At 41.6% G+C, this 20,385-nt stretch carries 19 protein-coding genes; 9 read left to right on the top strand and 10 right to left on the bottom strand.

Features of this window, described 5'->3' with window-relative positions; genetic code table 11:
• Positions 1-22 precede the first annotated feature (22 nt).
• Complete coding sequence (locus IEV61_RS16435; protein WP_188418139.1) at positions 23-1,231, top strand: glycosyltransferase family 87 protein; 1,209 nt, start codon at positions 23-25, stop codon at positions 1,229-1,231.
• On the opposite strand, the gene IEV61_RS16430 is transcribed toward IEV61_RS16435, so the two are convergent.
• Both IEV61_RS16430 and IEV61_RS16425 read right to left on the bottom strand, forming a co-directional pair.
• Positions 1,232-1,912, bottom strand: coding sequence for a hypothetical protein (locus tag IEV61_RS16430; protein ID WP_188418138.1), 681 nt, complete (start codon positions 1,910-1,912; stop codon positions 1,232-1,234). It lies immediately after the preceding gene.
• Positions 1,913-1,966: 54 nt separating this feature from the next.
• Positions 1,967-2,587 carry a hypothetical protein gene (locus tag IEV61_RS16425; protein ID WP_188418137.1) on the bottom strand — a complete coding sequence of 207 codons (621 nt, stop codon included), beginning with the start codon at positions 2,585-2,587 and terminating at the stop codon, positions 1,967-1,969.
• Positions 2,588-2,630: 43 nt separating this feature from the next.
• Here IEV61_RS16425 and IEV61_RS16420 point away from each other — a divergent pair, with 43 nt between their 5' ends.
• Together IEV61_RS16420 and IEV61_RS16415 are read left to right on the top strand one after the other, a co-directional pair.
• Positions 2,631-3,644 (top strand): threonine aldolase family protein, encoded by a 1,014-nt coding sequence (locus tag IEV61_RS16420; RefSeq protein WP_229747179.1) that lies wholly within the window; start codon positions 2,631-2,633, stop codon positions 3,642-3,644.
• Between the two features lie 167 nt (positions 3,645-3,811).
• A complete protein-coding gene (locus tag IEV61_RS16415) occupies positions 3,812-4,897 on the top strand; it encodes a DNA topoisomerase IB (RefSeq protein ID WP_188418136.1) in 1,086 nt (361 codons plus the stop codon).
• Positions 4,898-4,899: 2 nt separating this feature from the next.
• Here IEV61_RS16415 and IEV61_RS16410 read toward each other — a convergent pair whose 3' ends face one another.
• Together IEV61_RS16410 and IEV61_RS16405 are read right to left on the bottom strand one after the other, a co-directional pair.
• A complete protein-coding gene (locus IEV61_RS16410; protein WP_188418135.1) occupies positions 4,900-6,846 on the bottom strand; it encodes a M56 family metallopeptidase in 1,947 nt (648 codons plus the stop codon).
• A gap of 5 nt (positions 6,847-6,851) precedes the next feature.
• Positions 6,852-7,214, bottom strand: a complete 363-nt coding sequence (locus IEV61_RS16405; RefSeq protein WP_188418134.1) for a BlaI/MecI/CopY family transcriptional regulator — start codon at positions 7,212-7,214, stop codon at positions 6,852-6,854.
• A 308-nt stretch (positions 7,215-7,522) separates the two neighbouring features.
• On the opposite strand from IEV61_RS16405, the gene IEV61_RS16400 reads away from it, so the two are divergent.
• The 5 genes from IEV61_RS16400 (at position 7,523) to IEV61_RS16380 (ending at position 13,023) form a co-directional block, all read left to right on the top strand.
• Entirely contained in the window at positions 7,523-9,115 is a 1,593-nt protein-coding gene (locus IEV61_RS16400; protein ID WP_229747178.1) for a flavin monoamine oxidase family protein, read from the top strand.
• Between the two features lie 30 nt (positions 9,116-9,145).
• Positions 9,146-10,318 (top strand): pyridoxal phosphate-dependent aminotransferase, encoded by a 1,173-nt coding sequence (locus tag IEV61_RS16395; RefSeq protein WP_188418133.1) that lies wholly within the window; start codon positions 9,146-9,148, stop codon positions 10,316-10,318.
• 79 nt (positions 10,319-10,397) lie between these two features.
• Entirely contained in the window at positions 10,398-11,393 is a 996-nt protein-coding gene (locus IEV61_RS16390) for a Hint domain-containing protein (RefSeq protein ID WP_188418132.1), read from the top strand.
• A 122-nt stretch (positions 11,394-11,515) separates the two neighbouring features.
• The gene (locus IEV61_RS16385; RefSeq protein WP_188418131.1) at positions 11,516-12,364 is read left to right on the top strand and encodes an SDR family NAD(P)-dependent oxidoreductase; all 849 of its coding nucleotides are present in this window, start codon (positions 11,516-11,518) and stop codon (positions 12,362-12,364) included.
• Between the two features lie 164 nt (positions 12,365-12,528).
• Entirely contained in the window at positions 12,529-13,023 is a 495-nt protein-coding gene (locus tag IEV61_RS16380) for a c-type cytochrome (protein ID WP_188418130.1), read from the top strand.
• A gap of 10 nt (positions 13,024-13,033) precedes the next feature.
• On the opposite strand, the gene IEV61_RS16375 is transcribed toward IEV61_RS16380, so the two are convergent.
• Both IEV61_RS16375 and IEV61_RS16370 read right to left on the bottom strand, forming a co-directional pair.
• On the bottom strand, positions 13,034-13,498 hold the full coding sequence (locus IEV61_RS16375; protein ID WP_188418129.1) for an NUDIX hydrolase: 465 nt from the start codon (positions 13,496-13,498) through the stop codon (positions 13,034-13,036).
• A gap of 17 nt (positions 13,499-13,515) precedes the next feature.
• A complete protein-coding gene (locus tag IEV61_RS16370) occupies positions 13,516-14,949 on the bottom strand; it encodes a L,D-transpeptidase scaffold domain-containing protein (protein WP_229747177.1) in 1,434 nt (477 codons plus the stop codon).
• Positions 14,950-15,278: 329 nt separating this feature from the next.
• On the opposite strand from IEV61_RS16370, the gene IEV61_RS16365 reads away from it, so the two are divergent.
• Positions 15,279-15,794 (top strand): DinB family protein, encoded by a 516-nt coding sequence (locus IEV61_RS16365; RefSeq protein WP_188418127.1) that lies wholly within the window; start codon positions 15,279-15,281, stop codon positions 15,792-15,794.
• 179 nt (positions 15,795-15,973) lie between these two features.
• Here IEV61_RS16365 and IEV61_RS16360 read toward each other — a convergent pair whose 3' ends face one another.
• From IEV61_RS16360 to IEV61_RS16345, 4 genes are all read right to left on the bottom strand, one after another.
• Positions 15,974-16,612, bottom strand: coding sequence for an HAD family hydrolase (locus IEV61_RS16360; protein WP_188418126.1), 639 nt, complete (start codon positions 16,610-16,612; stop codon positions 15,974-15,976).
• A 60-nt stretch (positions 16,613-16,672) separates the two neighbouring features.
• On the bottom strand, positions 16,673-17,923 hold the full coding sequence (locus IEV61_RS16355; RefSeq protein ID WP_188418125.1) for an MDR family MFS transporter: 1,251 nt from the start codon (positions 17,921-17,923) through the stop codon (positions 16,673-16,675).
• Positions 17,924-18,121: 198 nt separating this feature from the next.
• The gene (gene murA / locus IEV61_RS16350) at positions 18,122-19,429 is read right to left on the bottom strand and encodes a UDP-N-acetylglucosamine 1-carboxyvinyltransferase (RefSeq protein WP_188418124.1); all 1,308 of its coding nucleotides are present in this window, start codon (positions 19,427-19,429) and stop codon (positions 18,122-18,124) included.
• A gap of 191 nt (positions 19,430-19,620) precedes the next feature.
• Positions 19,621-20,364 (bottom strand): DUF4290 domain-containing protein, encoded by a 744-nt coding sequence (locus IEV61_RS16345; protein WP_188418123.1) that lies wholly within the window; start codon positions 20,362-20,364, stop codon positions 19,621-19,623.
• Positions 20,365-20,385 lie beyond the last annotated feature (21 nt).

Here is a 20,385-nt window from a genome sequence, read left to right as displayed (position 1 = left end):
CTTTGTAATCCTGCTGTTACAAATGACTAAGAAATTAACCAATTACAACCTTGTAGGTATACTATACTTTTTGGTTGCCACTGTTATCTGGGTATTTAAGTTTTTTAATAATCGGTATAACAATTACTCTATATTTAAATACGTGTACTACCATACGGTAGCGCAAACCAATTTGTATGATTACTATCCTAAAGAATATTATGATAGTAATCATTACGGAGTATTATTTAGCTTAATTGTAGCGCCTTTCTCATTACTTCCCGATGGCGCCGGGTTCCTGCTTTTTACCTTGTTTAATGCTGGTGTATTTGTTTGGGCGGTGCATTTGCTGCCCCTGCCCAACAAGCATAAGATGTTTATCCTGCTGTTCAGCATCGTCGAATTTGGAAATTCGGCGCATTATATACAGTTCAATGCTATTATTGCTGCTATTATTATTCTCAGCTTCTTGATGATTGAGCAGAAATGCGAGGCTTTTGGTACATTGTTTATTGTTATAGGTATGCTTGTAAAGCTATACCCTATAGTAGGCCTTACTTTTTTCCTGTTTTCTAAAAACAAGATAGCATTTATATTATGGGGATTTTTCTGGCTGGCGATATTAATATGCCTGCCGATGTTGATTTCAAGTCCGCATTTTGTATTGCAATGTTACGCCGACTGGTACACATCGTTACATGAAAAGAATATGCTAAATGCCGATTTAACCAGTTCGCAAGATATTTCGGTTATGGGAAGCGTTCGCCATTTGTTGCGCGATGCCACGGTACCCAACTGGCCTTTCTTGTTGTTTGGTGTAGTAGCTTTCGGATTGCCTTTGTTGCGCTTTGGTCAGTATAAATATGCACGGTTCAGGTACCAGGTTTTAGCTTCGGCTTTAATGCTTATTGTTTTATTTAGTACCGGATCTGAGCATCCTACCTATATCATTGCAGTGGCTGGAGCCATGATCTGGATATTTATGCAGGAAGATCCGTTTAGCCGCAAAAATATTGTGCTGCTTGTATTGCTGGTATTGATTACCGGACTGGGCCCTACAGATGCCTTTCCAAGGTACATCAGGCATGCGTTTATCAATAAGTATGTCATGAAAGCCTGGCCATGTATTGCCGTTTGGCTCATGATCACTTATGAATTGTTAGTCAAAAATTTTGAGCATTTACACATGCCAAAAGTAACTGACCAAGCGGGCACGAATTTGACAGATGCTAAACCGGGTGTCGAAGTTTAATTACTCAGATTTTTTGCGACTGGTTTTTAATTGCTTATAATAGTTAACAAGCCCCAGCATTTTAGTGATGTTAAACTTGCCTTGTTGAATGGCTTCAACAGCTTGGGGTTCATCTGCCATGATATCGGTCATTACATCAATAAAATTCATGGGCGTAACTTGGCTCATATCGCCAACACCGGTGCCAAAATAATAGGTAACACGGCTCGATCTGCCACCGCCACCGCCTCCGCTGCCCAGGTTAATGCCTACACCTGCACCACCGTATCCGCCGGTACCAAAACCTCCTGAAAAACTGGGTGATACCCTAAAACCACCACCTCCGCCGCTACTGCTACCGTAAGTATAAAGCTTCAGGGGCTCGTCCAGTTCTACCTTAACAAAGTCAAGGTCGCCTTTTGGCCAAACTTCATACGAAGGTGGGTGGGCTACGATGAAGCTGTCTTTGCCAATTACATAATATTTGATATCGCTGGCACTTAGTTTAATTTCGTTTGCCTTTGGGTTGTCTTTATAGATAATAAAGCCTTCATTTTTGATGGGGCCTTTGCCACCCGGATTATGTTGTATAAGCCCCGGTACTTGGTTGCCTTTAATATCGTAAAAATAGCCCGGCTGCCATTTTTGGGCAAAGGCTGCTGATGTAAGGGTTATAAAGCAGATAATAAGCGAGTACTTCATCGGGAATTATAATATTGAATATAACGTTGAGCCAAAGGAGATAGTGTATACGTATTAATTGCTGGTTTGCGTCGGCGGCTGATTTAACCAGTAATAGTCTAATAAGTCTTGAATGTCGCCATACTTATATGTTTTGTCTTTTATCTTAGCAACTACATCGGGTTTATTGCTCATGATAGCACTCATGATTTCAATGAAGTTGCTCTTTTCCAATTTGGTTAATAAGTCATGATCAACGCCGTAATAAAAAACTTTTTTGCTTCTCCTGAATGAAAAACCAATAGGTAAAGGTCCAATACCTCCGGCCGGAGCTGATCTGGTGGCGTAAGATGCAAACAGCTTGATTGGATTGTTCAAAATAACTGCTATAAACGGTGCTGTGGCAACTTGAATATCATGAGATACTACAAAACTGTCTGCACCCATTACAAAGCCTTTTATTTTTGATGATCGTACTTCTATTTCATTTTTCTTCTTCTTATCGTCTTTAAAATATAAGTGGTCATCTAACTTACTTGCCCATGTAGGCTCGGGAGGTGTCCATGCTATAAAGCCATTGAACTTTTTGTTATTTAGATCATAAACACGGCCTTCCACCCAATCACGACCAAACATTTGTGCTTTTGCCGAAAATGTAACACTCAAAATACACACTAAAAGTAAAATTGTACGCATAAGATTTAGATATTTGAAAAGCTAAATATAAAAAGAATAAGTAATGATGACTGTTGATTTTCGCAGCGATACGGTAACCAAACCAACCCCTGGCATGCTCGAAGCCATGTGGAGCGCCAAGGTAGGTGATGATGTTTTTGGGGAGGACGAAAGTATAAACGAACTGGAAGCTAAAGCGGCCGCCATGTTTGGCATGGAGGCAGGTATATTTTGCCCGTCGGGTACCATGACAAATCAAATTGCCATTAAGTGCTTCACTCAACCGCTGGACGAACTTATTGCCGATCAAACCGCCCATGTATATCGTTACGAGGGTGGGGGCATTGCTTTTAATTCGGCCGTATCTGCCCGTTTACTCAACGGTGAGCGTGGCATACTAACTGCCGAAATGATTGAACCGGAAATTAACGCAGAAAATATTCATTACCCACATACCAGCTTGGTGGTGCTGGAAAACACGGTTAACAAAGGCGGGGGGAAGTGCTACTCGCTCGAGCAAATTGCACCCATAGCACAGTTATGTAAAGCCCGGGGACTTAAATTGCATCTTGATGGTGCGCGAATATTCAATGCACTGGCTCATACCGGCGACAATGCTGTTGATTATGGTCAGCACTTCGATGGTATATCAGTGTGCTTGTCTAAAGGATTGGGTGCACCTGTAGGTTCGGTTTTATTGGGCAATAAGGCAACCATTAAATATGCCCGCCGCTTGCGCAAGGTATTTGGTGGGGGCATGCGCCAGGCCGGCTTCCTGGCTGCGGCAGCAACTTATGCACTCGATCATCATGTAGAAAGGTTAAAAATTGACCACAAACATGCCCAGATACTAGCCGACGAGTTAGCCCAATGTGCATGGGTAACCAGCGTAATGCCAACCGAGACCAATATTGTTTTGTTTGACACCGAAGGCCCGGCCGATGTGGTGGTAGCCAAGTTATTGGAAAAAGGTATTAAGGCCGGATATACCGATACCAAACGCATTCGTTTGGTGACACATTTGGATATACATCCTGAGCAAATAGAATATGCGGTAAGTGTTTTTAAGAGCCTATGAGTCGATAGACTATAAACGATGTTTCAAAATGGCTGAAACAAGCAGCGATACGATAACTTCACACTATGGACTATGGACTATGGACTATGGACTATGGACTATGGACTATGGACTATGGACTATGGACTATCAAAACTTAAATACAACTGTGCTGTTCTTTATATCATATGAACCGCCTCCTCCAAAAACTCGAAAAAATAGGCCGCGACCCTAAGATCACCGCCAAAGCCGCCGGATTAAGATACGTATCTGATACATCGCCCGGCTACACGCGCAAGGCATCAGGTAAAGGCTATACCTATTTAGATAAGGATGGTGCTGCGGTTAAAGATAAAGAGTTGATTCAGCGGTTCAACAAGCTGGTTGTTCCACCGGCTTATACCAATGTTTGGATCTCGCCTTATGAGAACAGTCACCTGCAATTTACAGGTACCGATGCCGCAGGAAGAAAGCAATACCGTTACCATGCCGATTGGAATAGATTGCGTAACCAATCCAAATATCATCGCCTGCAATCGTTTGCTACGCATTTGCCGGCTATACGGCAGCAGGTAGATGCCGATCTGAGCCGGCCCAAACTTGATCATGATAAGGTATTAGCATTAGTGGTGCGCTTAATGGAATTAACCAGTATTCGTGTGGGTAACGAATCGTATAAGAAACTTTATGGCTCTTATGGCTTAACCACCATGCAAGACAAGCATGTGAAGATAGAGGGTACCAAAATCAACTTTGAATTTAAAGGCAAAAAAGGTGTTTACCATAAAATAGACCTGCAAAGTAAAAAGCTGGCCCGTTTGGTTAAACAATGTCGTGATATTCCGGGTAAAGAATTATTTCAGTATTACAATGATGAAGGCCAGCGCTGCACCATTGATTCGGGCGATGTAAATGCTTACTTGAAACAAATAACAGGGGAAGACTTTACGGCCAAAGATTTTCGTACCTGGGCGGGTAGCGTAAGTTCTTTATATGCCTTTAAAGAGGCCGGCGAGTACGAAAATCAAACGCAATGTAAAAAGAATATTATCAGCGTGCTTGATGAGGTAGCCATCACTTTAGGAAACACCCGTACAGTATGTAAAAAGTACTACGTGCATCCAACAGTTATTAAAAGTTACGAAGAAGGTACGTTGTTTAAATATATTAAGGAACTGGATGAAGACAAAGATGTAAGGGCCTCAGAACTGAACACTGCCGAAAAAGCGCTGCTCGAAATTTTAGAAAAAGAAAAGCTGGCCGAAGCTAGCTAGTCTTAATTTTTACTTCCTGCCGGTCTTAAGGAGTTTGCCTTTGCGGCTTCTTTTGTGGTTACGATTACTACACCGTTTTTTCCTTTTTCGCCGTATATTAAGGTAGCAGATGCATCTTTTAAAACATCAATGCGTTCAATAGCCGATGCTTTTAAGCTTTTGATTACGGTTACTTCCGCAGGTTTTCCATCAATAATGTAAAGAGGGTCGTTAACACCCGATATTCCTTTTATTATAATACCTGGCTGCTCATCCAAGATATTCTTTGCGGTAATGTCATGTTTAAGGCTCCAATCCCTTGTTATATCGTTAGCTGTAATACCATGCTTTGTGCTAATAGCAACAATCGGTCTTTTGCTTCCATTCACGCTGTCCATAAATGATTTTGGATAGTGTTTCGAATATTCAACAGACGCTATATTTACTTGCCCTACGTATTTATTTGCTTTGCCATTTTCGCTATAGCTGGCACTACCCGTTACCGTAACCGATCCTCCTAACTTAGAACTATCCTTGGTATTCATTATCGTAATAGAATTTAATGAACCTTTAGGCGGAGTTATATTGTAAATGCCGGCCTCTTTAGCAGAGGCAGTACCTTTAAGGTCACTAATTTGCTTTAATAGACTTTTAACAACTTCTGAGTTTTCACCGGCTTTTGTTATGATCAATACTCCACCTTTATTGGCGCCTTTACCAAATATCTTACTTGAGTTTAATTCGCTAAATATGTTTATGCTTACAATATCATTAGGGTTTATATTGGTCATTTCGCTGGCGTTAACAGGTTTACCGTCAATAACGTAAAATCCGCTGTCTGGACCAGTAAAATGCATTTTTGCGGCAGGTTTGTATTTAGGTGTATCGGCTGTAAAACTTATTCCAGCCAATTTAATAGTGGTGTCTATCTTGCTTTTTTTACCAGCGGCAGCAGTAAGATTTGTTGCACCGTCTTTTACTTTGTCTGCTGAAGCCAATCCCTCCGTATTATCCGGGATGTGGTTCAATGTTAAACTGACCGCAGTAATTGCTTTTTCTGTTGCCTTTTTTACTTCGCGAGCTCCTTTTTTTAATAATTCGGCTTTAGTGGTGCCAAAGACTAAAACCAAAGCCAAAACGGCCGGGGCAATAAGGCCGTAGCGGCTTAAATTATAAGCCGAAGATCTTTTTGAGTTCATCATTATAATTCGTTTTTTTATGGTAGATATATTGAAATGATTTACCATGGCATTGGGCGATGTATTAAAGCTGGCATACAATAAGCTGTACTGATAGCTTTTAGCATCAATACCCTGTTGCAGTATTTTGCGGTCGGTTATAAATTCGAGGTTTTCGGCCACCGCTTTTTTCATAAGCCAAACGCCTGGGTTAAACCAGTAAAACACCAGGCTAATTTCGGCCAGTAAAATATCTAAGGTGTGCCACTGACTTACATGTACCTGTTCATGCGCTATGATAGAGCTCAATTCTTCGGCACCATGATGGTGTGGGTTTATATAGATGCTTTGCCAAAAAGAAAAAGGGTTAGCCTCGTCACTTATTACTCTAACCTTATAATTGTCTATAGTAGCGGGTTTAGAACGGCGGTAAATTTGCAACAGCGATATAAACTGCAGGGCTAATCGCAAAGCCATAAAAATAACACCTGTCCAAAAAACGATAACCAGCCATTCCCAATAGTTAGTTTGGGCAACAGGTTGAGCAAAATTGGCTGCACGTATGTTGAAATTTATAACGGCCACCTGTATGGGCTCTACTAATTTTTCGTTCCGTTGCATTATAGCGGTAAAGTCAATTAGCGGGTATAACGACGAGAATAGTATAGCCGTAATTAGGTACACCCGGTTAAGCGTGTAAAAGGTTAAGCGCCTTAAAACCGTATAATAGCAAAGGCAGAACAGCAACAAGGCTATATTTACTTTTAACAGGTACATGAGTATAGCAGGCATAACGGTTACTTTTTAGGGTTTTCAATCATTTTGATGATCTCTTGTAATTCATCAGTGCTTATTTTTTTGTTTTGAGCAAAAAACGTAACCAGTTCTTTGTAAGAGTTTTGAAAGTAGTTGTTTACAAAGCCGTTCATAAACCGCTTCTTGTAATCTTCCTCTTTAATTAAGGCTGAGTACTTGTAACTGTTGCCTAATTTATCCCCCCGTAAAAATTCTTTACGTTCCAGGTTTTTTATTGTAGAAGCAAGGGTAGTATAGGGGGGCTTAGGCTCTGCCATTTGGTCTAAAAAGTCTTTAATAAAACCTTCGCCCATTTGCCATACTACTTGCATGACATCCTCTTCCTGTTGTGATAATTTTTCCATTTCTACGATAACTTCGTAAATCTACGAAACTTTCGTAAATAACAAATAGATTGTTAAAATATTTCAAAACTACAATGGCTAACCCCATCAAACCTTTCGTACAAAAGATGATATATTAAAAATCAAGCAAGATTTACTTTAAGTCATAAAAAAGTCTATTTTATAAGAAAATCGTTTTTAATTTTTGCTTTTTTTATGATTTTGTATGTTTATTTATTAATACTGATGAATAATTTAAGTGTTTTATATAAAATGATTAAAATAACTTATATTTATGACGTAATATTTTACATAATCAAGCGAAAGTTTTGAAATCTATCTCAAGACGTGATTTTTTAGGCCGGGGAGCTATGTTAACTGGCGCTGCGTACCCGGCCATGATGGCTTTAGGGATGCTAAAAGCGGCACCCGCTCACGCTTACAATTTAGAAGGTAAGGGTAACGGCAAAAGAGTTATTATACTTGGAGCCGGTTTAGCGGGTATGACCTGTGCTTACGAGTTAACCAAATTAGGCTATAACTGCACCGTTTTAGAAGCCCGAGAACGGACCGGTGGCCGATGCTGGAGCATTCGAAATGGCAGTAAACATGGTGAGTTAGACAAGCCCGCAGTTACTGCCAGTTTTGATGAAGGCTTATATTTTAATGCAGGCCCGTCGCGTATACCGCACCATCACCAGTTAACGCTGCATTATTGTAAGGAACTGGGTGTGCCTATTCAGGTATATAATAACGTGAACGAAAGCGCCTATTATTATGCAGAGGGTAAAGGCCCGCTTTCTAATAAGAAGATCCGTAACCGCGAGGTTCATAACGACATTCGTGGCTATATGACCGAAATGATGGCTAAAACCATGGATCATGGAAACCTTGATGCGGGATTGACTAAAGAAGATGCTGAAAAAGTAATTGAATACCTGATGGCCGAAGGCGGCCTCGACATAGATAAATTGTATAAAGCTTCGGCCCGGCGCGGTTACCTGGAATCACCGGGCGCTGGTAATCGCCCGGGCAAGATAGCTGACCCTAACAAACTGGCCGATTTGATACACTCCGGCCTGATGGACCCCGATTTTTATAACGTGGCCGAGTATACCTATGAGCTGCAAATGACCATGTTTCAAGCCTTAGGCGGTATGGATCAGATAGCTAAGGCGTTGGAAAAGAAAGTGGCTCCAATGCTCAAGATGAGCGCCGAGGTAACTGCCATCACCAATTTGCCCGAAGGTGTGAAAATTACTTACAAAGACGCTAAGGGCGAGCAAGTGATCAATGGCGATATGTGCATTTGCACGCTACCGCTGCCTGTGCTGAGTAATGTGAACAACAACTTTTCGCCCGAGGTAAGTAAGGCTATTGATTTTATTAGCTATAACCAAACTGGCAAAATAGGCTTGCAGTTTAAACGACGTTTTTGGGAAGAAGATGAAAATATTTATGGGGGTATTACGCATACCAATAACGATTTGACTCAGATATTTTACCCGTCTTATGATTACCTGAGCAAAAAAGGAATCTTAATTGGCTACTATAATTTTAACGAGAAGGCCGAACGTGTGGGCGAATTGAGCTTTACCGACCGCGAAAAGCTGGCTTTGCAAAAAGGCCGACTTATACACCCGCAATACGACCAGGAGTTTGAACGCTCGTTTTCGGTAAGCTGGCACAAAACCAAGTATAACCAGGGTGGCTGGGCGGTTTACAGTAATACCACCCGCAAAGACTATTATCCGGCGCTGTTAAAGCCCGATAAAAATGTGTATTTCGCAGGCGAGCACTTAACATATTTAAACGCCTGGATGGCCGGGGCATTTGAATCAGCCAGGAGTGTGGTAGCATCACTGCATGGACGTGTTACCGAGGCAAGAGTGGCTTACCCCGATACTAACGTCAAAGGATAGAATCAGCACAATTCAACAAACAATACAACCATGGCAAACTCAATTAACCGCAGAAACTGGATCAAAACAAGCGCCTTTATGGCCGGTAGCGTCACTTTTTTTTCAGGCGCGCTCAGTAAACTTTCGGCAATGCCGGTGAAGGTTAAATCTGCTTTTTTTGGTTCCGACCGCGTTATTGAGCAAAATCTGTTACAGGGCGCACCGGTAATGAAAGCCAGGCTCTCGGCCAACGAAAATCCGTTTGGTCCGTCGCGCGCTGCTAAAAAGGCTTTGATGGATGCCATGGAAACCAGCTATCAGTATCCTTTCATGAAAAGCCGCGAACTGATAGGGAAAATTGCCGAATTCGAAGGTGTGAAACAAAGCAACATTTTGATGGATGCCGGTTCCAGTCCGTTGTTACATGCCGCTGCTATGTACTACGGAAAAAATGGAGCTGAAATCATTACCGGTGATCCGTCTTACAACGATTTACCATCGACCGCTGCCGAACTGGGCAGTAAAGTGATCAAGGTGCCCTTAACTGCAGATTATAAGCTTGACCTGGACGCTATGGAAGCCAAAGTAGGCCCTAACACCGGCTTGGTATACATCTGTAACCCTAATAATCCAACAGCCACTATTGTTGATACAAATAAATTGAAAGGCTTTTGTGAGCGCGTAAGCAAAAAAGCGGTGGTGTTTGTGGATGAAGCTTATATTGATTACCTGCCCGACCCACAAGCATCGAGCATGATGAATGCTGTTAAAGCCGGGCAGAACATAATTGTTGCCCGCACCTTTTCAAAACTATACGGCTTTGCCGGCTTGCGTTGCGGCTACATAGTAGCCCAGCCTGAAGTGGTTAAGATTCTGTCGAGCTATGCAACCGGTATGATGAGTTTATCGGCCACTACGGTAGCTGCCGCTGCCGCTGCCTATCAGGAAAAAGAATTTTTACAGGATGCTTTAAAGAAGACCATGGCTTCTAAAGAATTCTTGTATTCGGTGCTTAAAAAAGAGGGGTACACTTATATTCCATCATCAGCCAATTTTGTGATGTTTCCCATCAATATGGATGGCGCTAAGTTTTCGCAGGAGATGAACAACCGTGGGGTAAGCATCAGGAACTGGAAATTTAACAACAAAGACTGGTGTCGCGTAAGTATTGGCCGTATGGACGAAATGCAAGCCTTCGCCGATGCCTTTAAACAACTATCTTAAATATTAACTGACCTTAATATATACCCAACTCGCCATTGTATTTATAGCAATGGCGAGTTTTACATTTTATTGAATTATAATGCGTAAAACTACACTTACTTTTCTACTGGCCTCTTCATTCTATTTAGTACAGGCTCAAACCAAGGTGAACCCTCGTCCACTTACCATGGCCGAGTATGATAAAGCTAAAACCTTTGCTATAGCCGATTTGGATAAGGATAGCTATGTGAAATTTGAAAATATTTACATCCTTGACCGTTACGAAGCCCGCAAACCCTACTTCATCACCGGAGATGATGGCCTTAAAAAACGAATTGACCTGTACAAACTCATTGCTAAAGAAGGCATGCAGGAAATTGGCCTGATGGTATTCTATACCAACGAAAAAGGTAAAGTATACAAAGCCCTGGTGCCCGATTTTACAGCCGATGGCAAAATATGGGAAAAGTATTTTCAGGATATTGATAACATCAACAAAGAGGAAAAGAACTTCATCTTGAAGTTATCCTACATTTTATCCAAAGAAATGAGCTTTCAGCAGTACAAAGTGCTGAATGGAGGTAAGGAAATGAAGGAAGAGGGTGCTACTTATGGTAACGACATCTGCTTCCCGGGTAATGAGGTAGTACAAATGGCTAACGGAGCCAAAAAGCTTTTAAAGGAAGTAAAGGCGGGTGACGAGGTACTTACTGTAGATCCGGCTACCCATCAATCAAATATTGTAAAGGTTAAAGAGTTGACTACGCATGAAGCTAAGAACTATGCTATAACGCATCTTACCCTGGTATCGGCGAAGACCATTAATACGGCCTTCGGTATGGAAGTAAGGCTGACCGGTAAGTTGCTGCAAGCCACGCCCAATCACCCCATGATGACCAAAGAAGGTAACTGCAAAATAGGAGAGGTGACCGAAGGACAGGAAGTTTTATGCCTGAACGAAAAAACGGGTAAGTATGAGGCTTACACTGTGCTGCAAAAAACCGAAAAGGCAGGTGGCATACAAAAGGTTTACAATATGGTAGCCGATGGCGGCACCACGTTCCTAATGAATGGCGTTATGGTAATGCAGAAATAGTCACTTTGTTAAGTGGTGAGTGATTGTGCGATTTTACTAAAGGCAAACAAATCGAAAGCTTTAAGTCTTTAATTTAGCAATTGATAATTGATCAACAACTCACTACTTAACTACTCACCAAGATGCCTTTCAGAACAACAGTTATTACAGGTGCAACCTCGGGTATAGGTAAAGAAACCGCTTTAGCTTTGGCCAAAAAAGATCATGCCTTATATTTGTTGGTACGTAATGTTGCTAAAGGCGAGGAACTAAAGAAGGAAATTATAGAACAGTCGGGCAATCGTAGCGTCTTTGTGATTCATTGCGATTTGGCAGATATGCAAACGGTTAAGCAGGCTGCCGATGAGTTGAAAGGTAAATTAATAGCCATCAATGTGCTCATTAATAATGCAGGTGGTATTAACCCAAGTCGACATGAAAGTAAGGACGGTATAGAGCTTACCTTTGCCATGAATCATTTGGGGCATTTTTTACTAACCATGAGCTTGTTACCGTTGCTGCAAAAGGGACAGGCACGCGTAATTAACGTAAGTTCGGAAGCACATAAAATGGCAAGGCCACAATTGTTGAACGATGTGCAATTTAAACAAGACTATTCCTCCTGGAAGGCTTATGGTCTTGCTAAACTATCTAATATATATTTTGCAAAAGCATTGGCCGAAAAGTATGCCCAAAGTGGTATTACAGCCTATGCGCTTCACCCTGGCGTGGTAAAGTCTGACTTTTGGAGCGGTATGGGCGGCTTGAACGCTATCCTTAAAATTTTAGCGTCGCCTTTTATGATTACCCCGCGTGAAGGTGCCCAAACTTCGATTTACCTGGCAGGCCAAATTAAATTAAGTCCTAAGTTAAACGGGCAATACTTCAAAAAAAGCCAGGTAGCTAAAACAACTTTAGCTGCTCAAAATGCATCAGCTCGTAACAAACTATGGCAAATAAGCGAGCAATTAGTTGCTCCGTTCTTAACTTGATTTTTTTCTTAATAACTGCTAAGCTATTCGTTCTGTTGTAATGATTTACATTGTCTATTGTTTGTATGTTTATCACTATAATGTTACAACATTAATTGTGTCATAGTTATGTCATGCAGGTTAGAAGTGCTATATTTAGCTCAATCTAAACACTGACTAAATATATGCTGCACGGAAAAAAAATCATGGTAACTATAGGCCTGCTTTCGGCCGTGGTATTGGTGTCTGCCACATCAATAAAACAGAACAAACCTGAAGAAGAAAAGAAATTTAAAAACCTAAAAGTTCTTCCAAAGAACATTACCGAAAAGCAACTTGATGCGGTAATGGACACTTGGAAGCTTTCATTAGGAGTGCAGTGCGGCTTTTGCCATTCGCGTAACGAAGAAACCAAGAAAATGGATTGGGCACTCGATGCCAAGCCCGAAAAGGAAATGGCACGCCAGATGTACCGCATGACCTCAAATATTAACAAAAAATATTTTAAAGCAGGTAAAGACTCTATAGGTATGGTGATGGAAATGGGCGTAAACTGCAACATGTGTCATAAAGGGGGTGCGCATCCAGAAGTTAAAGCACCTGAACCTATGCGCCGTGGCCCACGCCCACAAGGCCCGCCACCTGCCCAACAGCCGGCTACACCGCCAGCACAACAGTAATGTTTTACAATTAGCTTGGTTGAAGAGTATTTGCTAACTCTTCAACCAATGCTATTTGTGCCGGGATCAATTTAGTTTTAGCGGTAGCTATATCAAACCAGCCTCCCCGGTCAACTTCAGGTATGGTAATCCATTTACCCGACTTGTAAGGATGTTCTATTTCAAAGGTGTTACTCGTTATTTTATCTACGTCTATATCACCTTCTACAGCCCAGGCATGTACCAGCTTTCCATTCTTGTATTTAATGCTTTGCAGTGGTATAAATTTACCGTTTACAATTTGACCTGTCTCTTCTTCAAACTCACGTTTGGCCGCCTCTAAAGGGTCTTCGTCGTGTTCAAATTCTCCTTTAGGTATACTCCAAACACCCAAATCTTTTTTTACATAGTAGGGCCCCCCGGGATGAACGAGAAAAACCTCCAGCAATGCTGAAGGTTTTCGGTATAATAGTATTCCTGCACTTTGTTTAGGCATAAGTTAACCTGTGTTTATTAGGCAGTTAAGAATTTATTTAAGTGGGCATACAGTACAATATCTAAACCGTAAACATCCGATCTAAATTGTAGCGTACCACTATCATCGGCCCAGCAGGTAACATAAGTTAAGTATACAGCTGTCTTTTTAGGTAACTGAATATCCGATGGATCTGGTTTATCCATGCTCATATACTGCGCAATTTTATCGTATTGATTGCCATCGCCAAACAAAGCATGAGCCAAATCAAGCGGACGTTCTACACGTACGCAACCATGACTTACGGCACGCATGGGCTTATCGAAAGCTAATTTGGCAGGGGTGTCGTGCAGGTAAACGCTGCTATTGTTTTTAAACAAAAATTTGATCTTACCTAAGGCATTATCATCACCCGGGCGTTGTTTAAAAGAGTAATCAGCCTTATTAGCCGACGCCCAATCAATAGTTTCAGGGTTATCAACTAGTTTGCCACCTTGGTATACATCAATATTTTTGTTGGATAAATAGTAAGGATCTTGTGCTGCCTGTACCATGATCTCTTTGCTGGCAATGCTTTCTGGAATGTTCCAAACCGGGTTAACCTGTACCTGGTAAATCATGCTGTTCAACTGTGGTGTCTCGCGTGAAAAAGGACGGTCTTTTTTGTCGCTTTCATCATACTCCACCAAGTTATCTGCACGGTCAATATTACGGCCTTCGCCTACACAAACTTTCATGTTCATAGTCGATTTACCATTTTCAACAACATCCAAACGGAAATCAGGTATGTTTACCAATACATATTTGTTTTCTGATGGCTTGTTTTTCCAACGTAAACGCTCCAGGTTTACTTTCAAAATACGGTCAGTTTCTTCGGCAGTTTTTCCCGGTACCTGTACGTTTTCTTTTAACGCTTTCTGCAGAGCTAAGTATTGTGGGCTTTTCGGCTGCACACTATCTAAAAAGCTTTTAATGTTGCTGATGCTAAACACCTTGCTCATAGATGCACTATCGGGGCGTTTGGTAGCAGTGTAATAACGGGCGTATATTTTACGGGGACTAATTACACCATATTGCAGCGCGTTGGTATAATTAATCAATGAGTTTGCCAGCATCACTTCTAACTCAGCCATAGTTTGGTAGGCTTCTTCAGTAGTTTTGATGGCGTCTTTGCTGTAAAACTTGTTTACCAGGTTATTAACCTGATCGGCTTGGAACATTTTTGGATCTAAGCCATGTTCGCCAGAGCGTTTAAGGTAACTGGCCAGAGTCTTTAAGTCTTCACCGGCCATGTGGTCCAAAACCAACACAGGATCATGACCGTTTTGCTCGTAAAAGGTAGTAATTTGTACCGGGTTTTGAAGCAATTTTTTCTTCTCGGCCAATACCTTTGTAAACACCGGCTCAAAGCCTTCGGGGGTAACTTTATTAAATGCTTTGTTTTTATTTACCTTGTAAATGGTTTGAGCCATATCTGACCGTTTGGTATTCTTACAGCTCTCAAAGGTTATGAGCAGGGTGCATATTGCCAAAACGGGCATAAGCCATTTAGCTTTTCGGAAAGTATTGTTTCGTATCATAGGGATGAGATAATTTATCATCCACTATAAGCAATGACTGTACCATATGTTTGCTTGTTAAGATGAATTGTAGTTAAGATATTGATATATAGCTGATTGTATTGTTATATTTAATTGACATTATTAAATAGTTGATATTTTATTCTCATCTTCAAATCAATTTTCTTATACTTTAAGCTAGGCGCTAATAGGTTATTATTGGTGTAACACTAAATTTGTATATGGCAAATAAACTACCCGAAGTATGGCTGCGCGGGCCACTGCCCAAAATGCCGGTTCTGTTGCAACCGGTTGCTCATGCTCTACTGCAGGCGCGCGAAGAGTTGAACGAACTCATGGCCCGCTTTCCTGATAAACTACTTTGGAAAAAGCCTGCAGGCCTTGCGTCGCCCGGATTTCATCTTCAGCATTTAAGCGGTGTATTAGAACGGCTATTCACTTATGCCCGTGCCGAAAGTTTGAACGAAGAGCAATTGAATTATTTGGCTAATGAAGGCAAGCCACCGGTTAATGATTTTACCAGCGAAGATTTAGTGCAGTATTTTAACAGACAGGTAGATCTTGCTTTAGCCCAATTGCATCAAACCAATGAACAAACACTAACTCAGGTTAGGGGAGTAGGCAGGGCACAAGTTTCATCTACCGTTATAGGCTTATATACGCATTCGGCCGAACATACCATGAGGCATTTGGGGCAGTTGCTGGTTACGGTGAAGGTGTTAACGCATGAGGGATAAAATATTTGTTTTTAAGAATTAGCTTACAATTGAACGAGTATTAGCTTTGTAGGCCTACGATTGCAAAACGCTTAAGATATAATAATGCCATGTCAGTCTGAACTTATAGAAGACTTCGCAAGGCGTACAAGTCTTCGACAAGCTCAGATTGACAAAACTTGCCCATAAAATTGATTGAGCTAATCCTGATACCTTTCTATAATAGCCTTTAGTTCGCTATAATGATGAATGTGGTGTGTAGCATGTTTGTCTTCATACTCGTTCATACGGTCATACAATACAGTGGGCATTTTTAAATCGTTGCCTGCTTTAATTTCCGATTCCGGATCATCGCCAATAACTAAAACTTCTTGTGGATTAAGGTTGTATTTTTTTATAATGCGCTCAAATACTTCTTTTTTGGTATCTTCTGTTGTCTCGGGGTCGTTCACTACAATTTCCTGGTAGTCGGTTTCTATATTCAGCATTTTTATCTTGCTCCACTGCATCTTGGTAAAGCCCATGGTAACCAAATGTTTACCAATAGCAAGCTCTTTAACGAGAGCGTAATCGTCAAATAGTGTTATTGGTTTATTATAAGTAGTTTCACGCAGTATATCGGCTCCTTCTTTGGTCAGTTCTTCGTTAAAATTGTATTCCTCAGCAATTTTTTGCCATGCTTTTTTGCTCATCAGTTTCCTGATCTCCTGAATGTTTTCTTCGCCTACTTTATCTTTATGCTTTTCCAGTAGTTGGTAAATGGGCTCAAATAATTCGTCGGTGATGGAGCTTGTTGGAAAAACGGTGTTGTCCATATCTAATATTAATGCACTGATCATAAGCGGTATGTTTGGATTTTTCTAACACACAAAAAACCTGTGGGTTTTAATTTAAATATATTAAGTTAACTCTGAGGTAACTTTAGCGCTCGTAGATACAGCAATGTGTCGCTCTTTTACCCGGTACAAACTTAAAAAGCCCAAGGCTGCTATACCACATATGATCACCAGCAGCCACCACAATAACGGGTAACCACTGCGCGCAATAGCCTCGCCGCCCAGCAACGGGGCAACTATTTGGGCAACCGACCAGGCCATGGAGTAAAGAGCTGCATACTGACCCATGTTGTTTGGATTGGCACGCGCCAGCCAAAATGTGTTCATAAACGGGATGCTCATGATCTCGCCAAAGGTGATGAATAGGATAATAATAAAGGCCGACCACCCTGCCACCGGTAGCATGTTAGTAAGCGCAAAGCCTAAAGCCATCATGATAATGCCAAAAGCCACGTATACCAAAGGATGGCGCCTGCCTTCAAGCTTGTGTATCAACACCATTTCTACAGCTATAATGAGCAGGCCGTTGGCCGACATGAGTACGCCGATAAAAGTTTCGTTAAAATGCCACTGGGTTTTGTAAAATACAGGTTGCATGGTAAACAGCTGGAAAAAGCAGGCGGCGAATAAAACGGTACATAGCAAAAAGAACAAGTAAACTTTGTCTTTATAAGCCGATAATACAGCAATTGTATTTTTACTTTGACCTATCACTTTTTTAACCGCTGCTCCGCGTGGCATTAATTTATAAAGAAGCATGGCTGATAGGATGTTAGTGCAACCATCTACCCAAAACAGTAAGTGATAATTTACCGATGCTAAAAAACCACCCAATGCGCCGCCAACTGCCCAGCCCAAATTTATGGCCAGCCGGTTAAGCGAGTAAGAACGGGTACGGTTTTCGGGCGTGCTGTAATGCGCCACGGCGGTGGAGTTTGCCGGCCTGAAAGCATCGTTACAAACGCTTAAAATAAAAGTGGTAATGCAAACCGACCAAAAGCTTTGCTGAAATCCCAACACCAGGAATAATATACCTCCGCTTATCAAAGCGCCTAACTGAACGTAATAGAATCCATATTTATCAGTGATCCGTCCACCCAAAAAAGCACCCGCTAAGGAGCCAAATCCAAACATCGACAATACTATACCCGCTTGTGCAATGGTGAAATGCAGTTGCTGTGTGCAATAAATTGACATGAAAGGCAACACCATGGTGCCTGCGCGGTTTACCAGCATAACCACCGACAAGTACCAGCTGTTACGCGATAAGCCTGAGTAGGCATTTTTGTACAATTGTAACGTATAGGCTAACATGAGTAGTAAAGGTAATGTATAGAATCTGTATTAGTTGTTGATCTTAAGTTGGCAATTAGTCAGTATGAGCTTGTTGGATACTTACGAAGCGGCAAGTTTTCCACAGGTTCAGCATAATAATATCAAATACATATTAAAACAAAAAAACCACTGCTTGTTTAAAGCAGTGGTTTTATAACATTGGTATCTTTATGAATATCAGATACGGGTAATGTCGGCACCTAATGCTTTAAGTCGTTCGTCTATGTGCTGATAGCCGCGTTCAATTTGCTCAATATTATAAATTGTAGATTGTCCTTGGGCAGATAGTGCGGCAATTAATAATGACACCCCGGCACGAATATCGGGAGAGGTCATCGAGATTCCGCGCAGTTGTACCTGCTTATCTAAACCCATTACGGTAGCACGGTGCGGATCGCATAACACAATTTGTGCACCCATATCCAGCAATTTGTCTACAAAGAACAGGCGGCTTTCAAACATCTTTTGGTGAATTAACACCGAGCCCTTAGCTTGTGTAGCCACCACCAATACAATGCTGATCAAATCTGGCGTAAAGCCTGGCCAAGGAGAATCGGCAATGGTCATGATAGAACCATCGATAAAACTTTCAATTTCGTAATGTTCTTGTGCAGGTATGAAAATGTCATCGCCACGCAGTTCCAGCTTGATGCCTAATCTCCTGAAAGTATCGGGGATAATGCCCAGTTCTTTATACTGTACGTTTTTAATAGTAATTTCTGAGCCAGTCATGGCAGCCAGACCTATGAAAGAGCCTATCTCGATCATATCGGGCAGCATGCGGTGCTCAGTGCCATGCAATTCGGTTACACCCTCAATAGTTAACAGGTTTGAACCAATGCCGGTAATTTTAGCACCCATGCGGTTCAGCATTTTGCAAAGCTGTTGCAAATAAGGCTCGCAGGCGGCATTATAAATAGTAGTAATACCTTTGGCTAATACGGCAGCCATTACAATGTTTGCAGTACCCGTAACCGAGGCCTCATCCAACAAAATGTAAGTGCCTTTTAAGTCAGAGGCATCTACTTTAAAGAAACCGTCCTCGGGGTTATAATCAAAACGGGCACCTAATTTTTCGAAACCTAAAAAGTGTGTATCTAAACGGCGGCGGCCAATTTTATCGCCACCCGGTTTAGGGATAGAGGCTTTACCAAAACGGGCCAACAACGGACCAACGATCATGATAGAGCCACGCAAACTGCCACCTTTAGACTTGAATTCCTCAGAGTGAAAGAACTCAAGATCAATATTGGCTGCTTCAAAAGTATAAGTATCGGCATCCAAACGCTCAACGGTTACGCCCATATCGCCCAAAAGCTCAATGAGTTTATTTACGTCCTTGATATCGGGTATATTGCTGATGGTGATCTTCTCGCTGGTTAATAATACGGCAGAAAGTATTTGCAAAGCCTCGTTTTTAGCGCCCTGCGGTATAATTTCGCCTTTTAGCGGTTTACCACCATTAATTACAAATGCATTTTTCATATATTCCAAATAGTGTTTAACAGACACTATGACTGTATTTGTTTCTGCAAAGATGTTTAAAAAAAAGAAACAAGAGCTAAGAATCAAGAAACAAGACCTAAAATATTGAAATAAATATAAAGCCAGGAAACAAAATTTCTCAAGCAAATGAAAAATCTTGGTTCCTGGCTCTTGTTTCTTGTCTCTTTTTCTTAGTATTTTCTTGAGCCGCCGTTGCTGCGGTTTTGGTTGTTGCTGCGGTTTTGTTGTCCGCCGGGACGGTTTTGCTGCCCGCCTGTGCGGTTTTGTTGTCCGCCGCTTGTGCCGCGGTTTTGATTATTACTACGGCTCTGATTATTGGTGCGCGTATTTTGTACCGGTGTGCGGTATTCAACGCGGGCCAAGTTCACATTATCTTCCAGCTTCAATTCACCGTTTGAAAGTTCGCGCAAATCGGCTAAAATACTTTCGTCGGTCACCGAATCTTTGTTCCATTGCACATAAGCCATTTTCATGAAGTTGGCAATGGCCTGCACCATGTGTTGCTTGCGGGCAGGTTCGTCAATAGCTTTGGCCTTAGCTATCATCAGCTCAATGGTTTTGCCATAATGCTTGTACCTGATGCGTTTATTTGGGTAACCTAATGGTTCGGGCTTGATGTGTATAGCCTCAGGCGATGGTAATGGGTAAGGCGAATCTACATCTATCTTATAATCAGATATAATGTGCAGGTGATCCCAAAGCTTGTGTTTAAAATCGGCCACATCGCGCAAATGCGGGTTTAAGAAGCCCATTAAGTCAATTACTACGTTAGCATAACGGTTACGTTCTTCTTTGGTAGGCAGTGCAACAATGTATTTGACCATGTTTTGCACATTGCGGCCATATTCGGTTAATAAAAGCTTGCTACGGGTGGAATTATAATCAAAATCAGCAGGCGTTACTTTTTGAGCCATGTATTTAGTTAAGTAAGGGTT

It is taken from the genome of Mucilaginibacter galii (assembly GCF_014635825.1).
Lineage (GTDB): Bacteria > Bacteroidota > Bacteroidia > Sphingobacteriales > Sphingobacteriaceae > Mucilaginibacter > Mucilaginibacter galii.
This window is presented reverse-complemented; position numbering and strand designations above follow the sequence as displayed.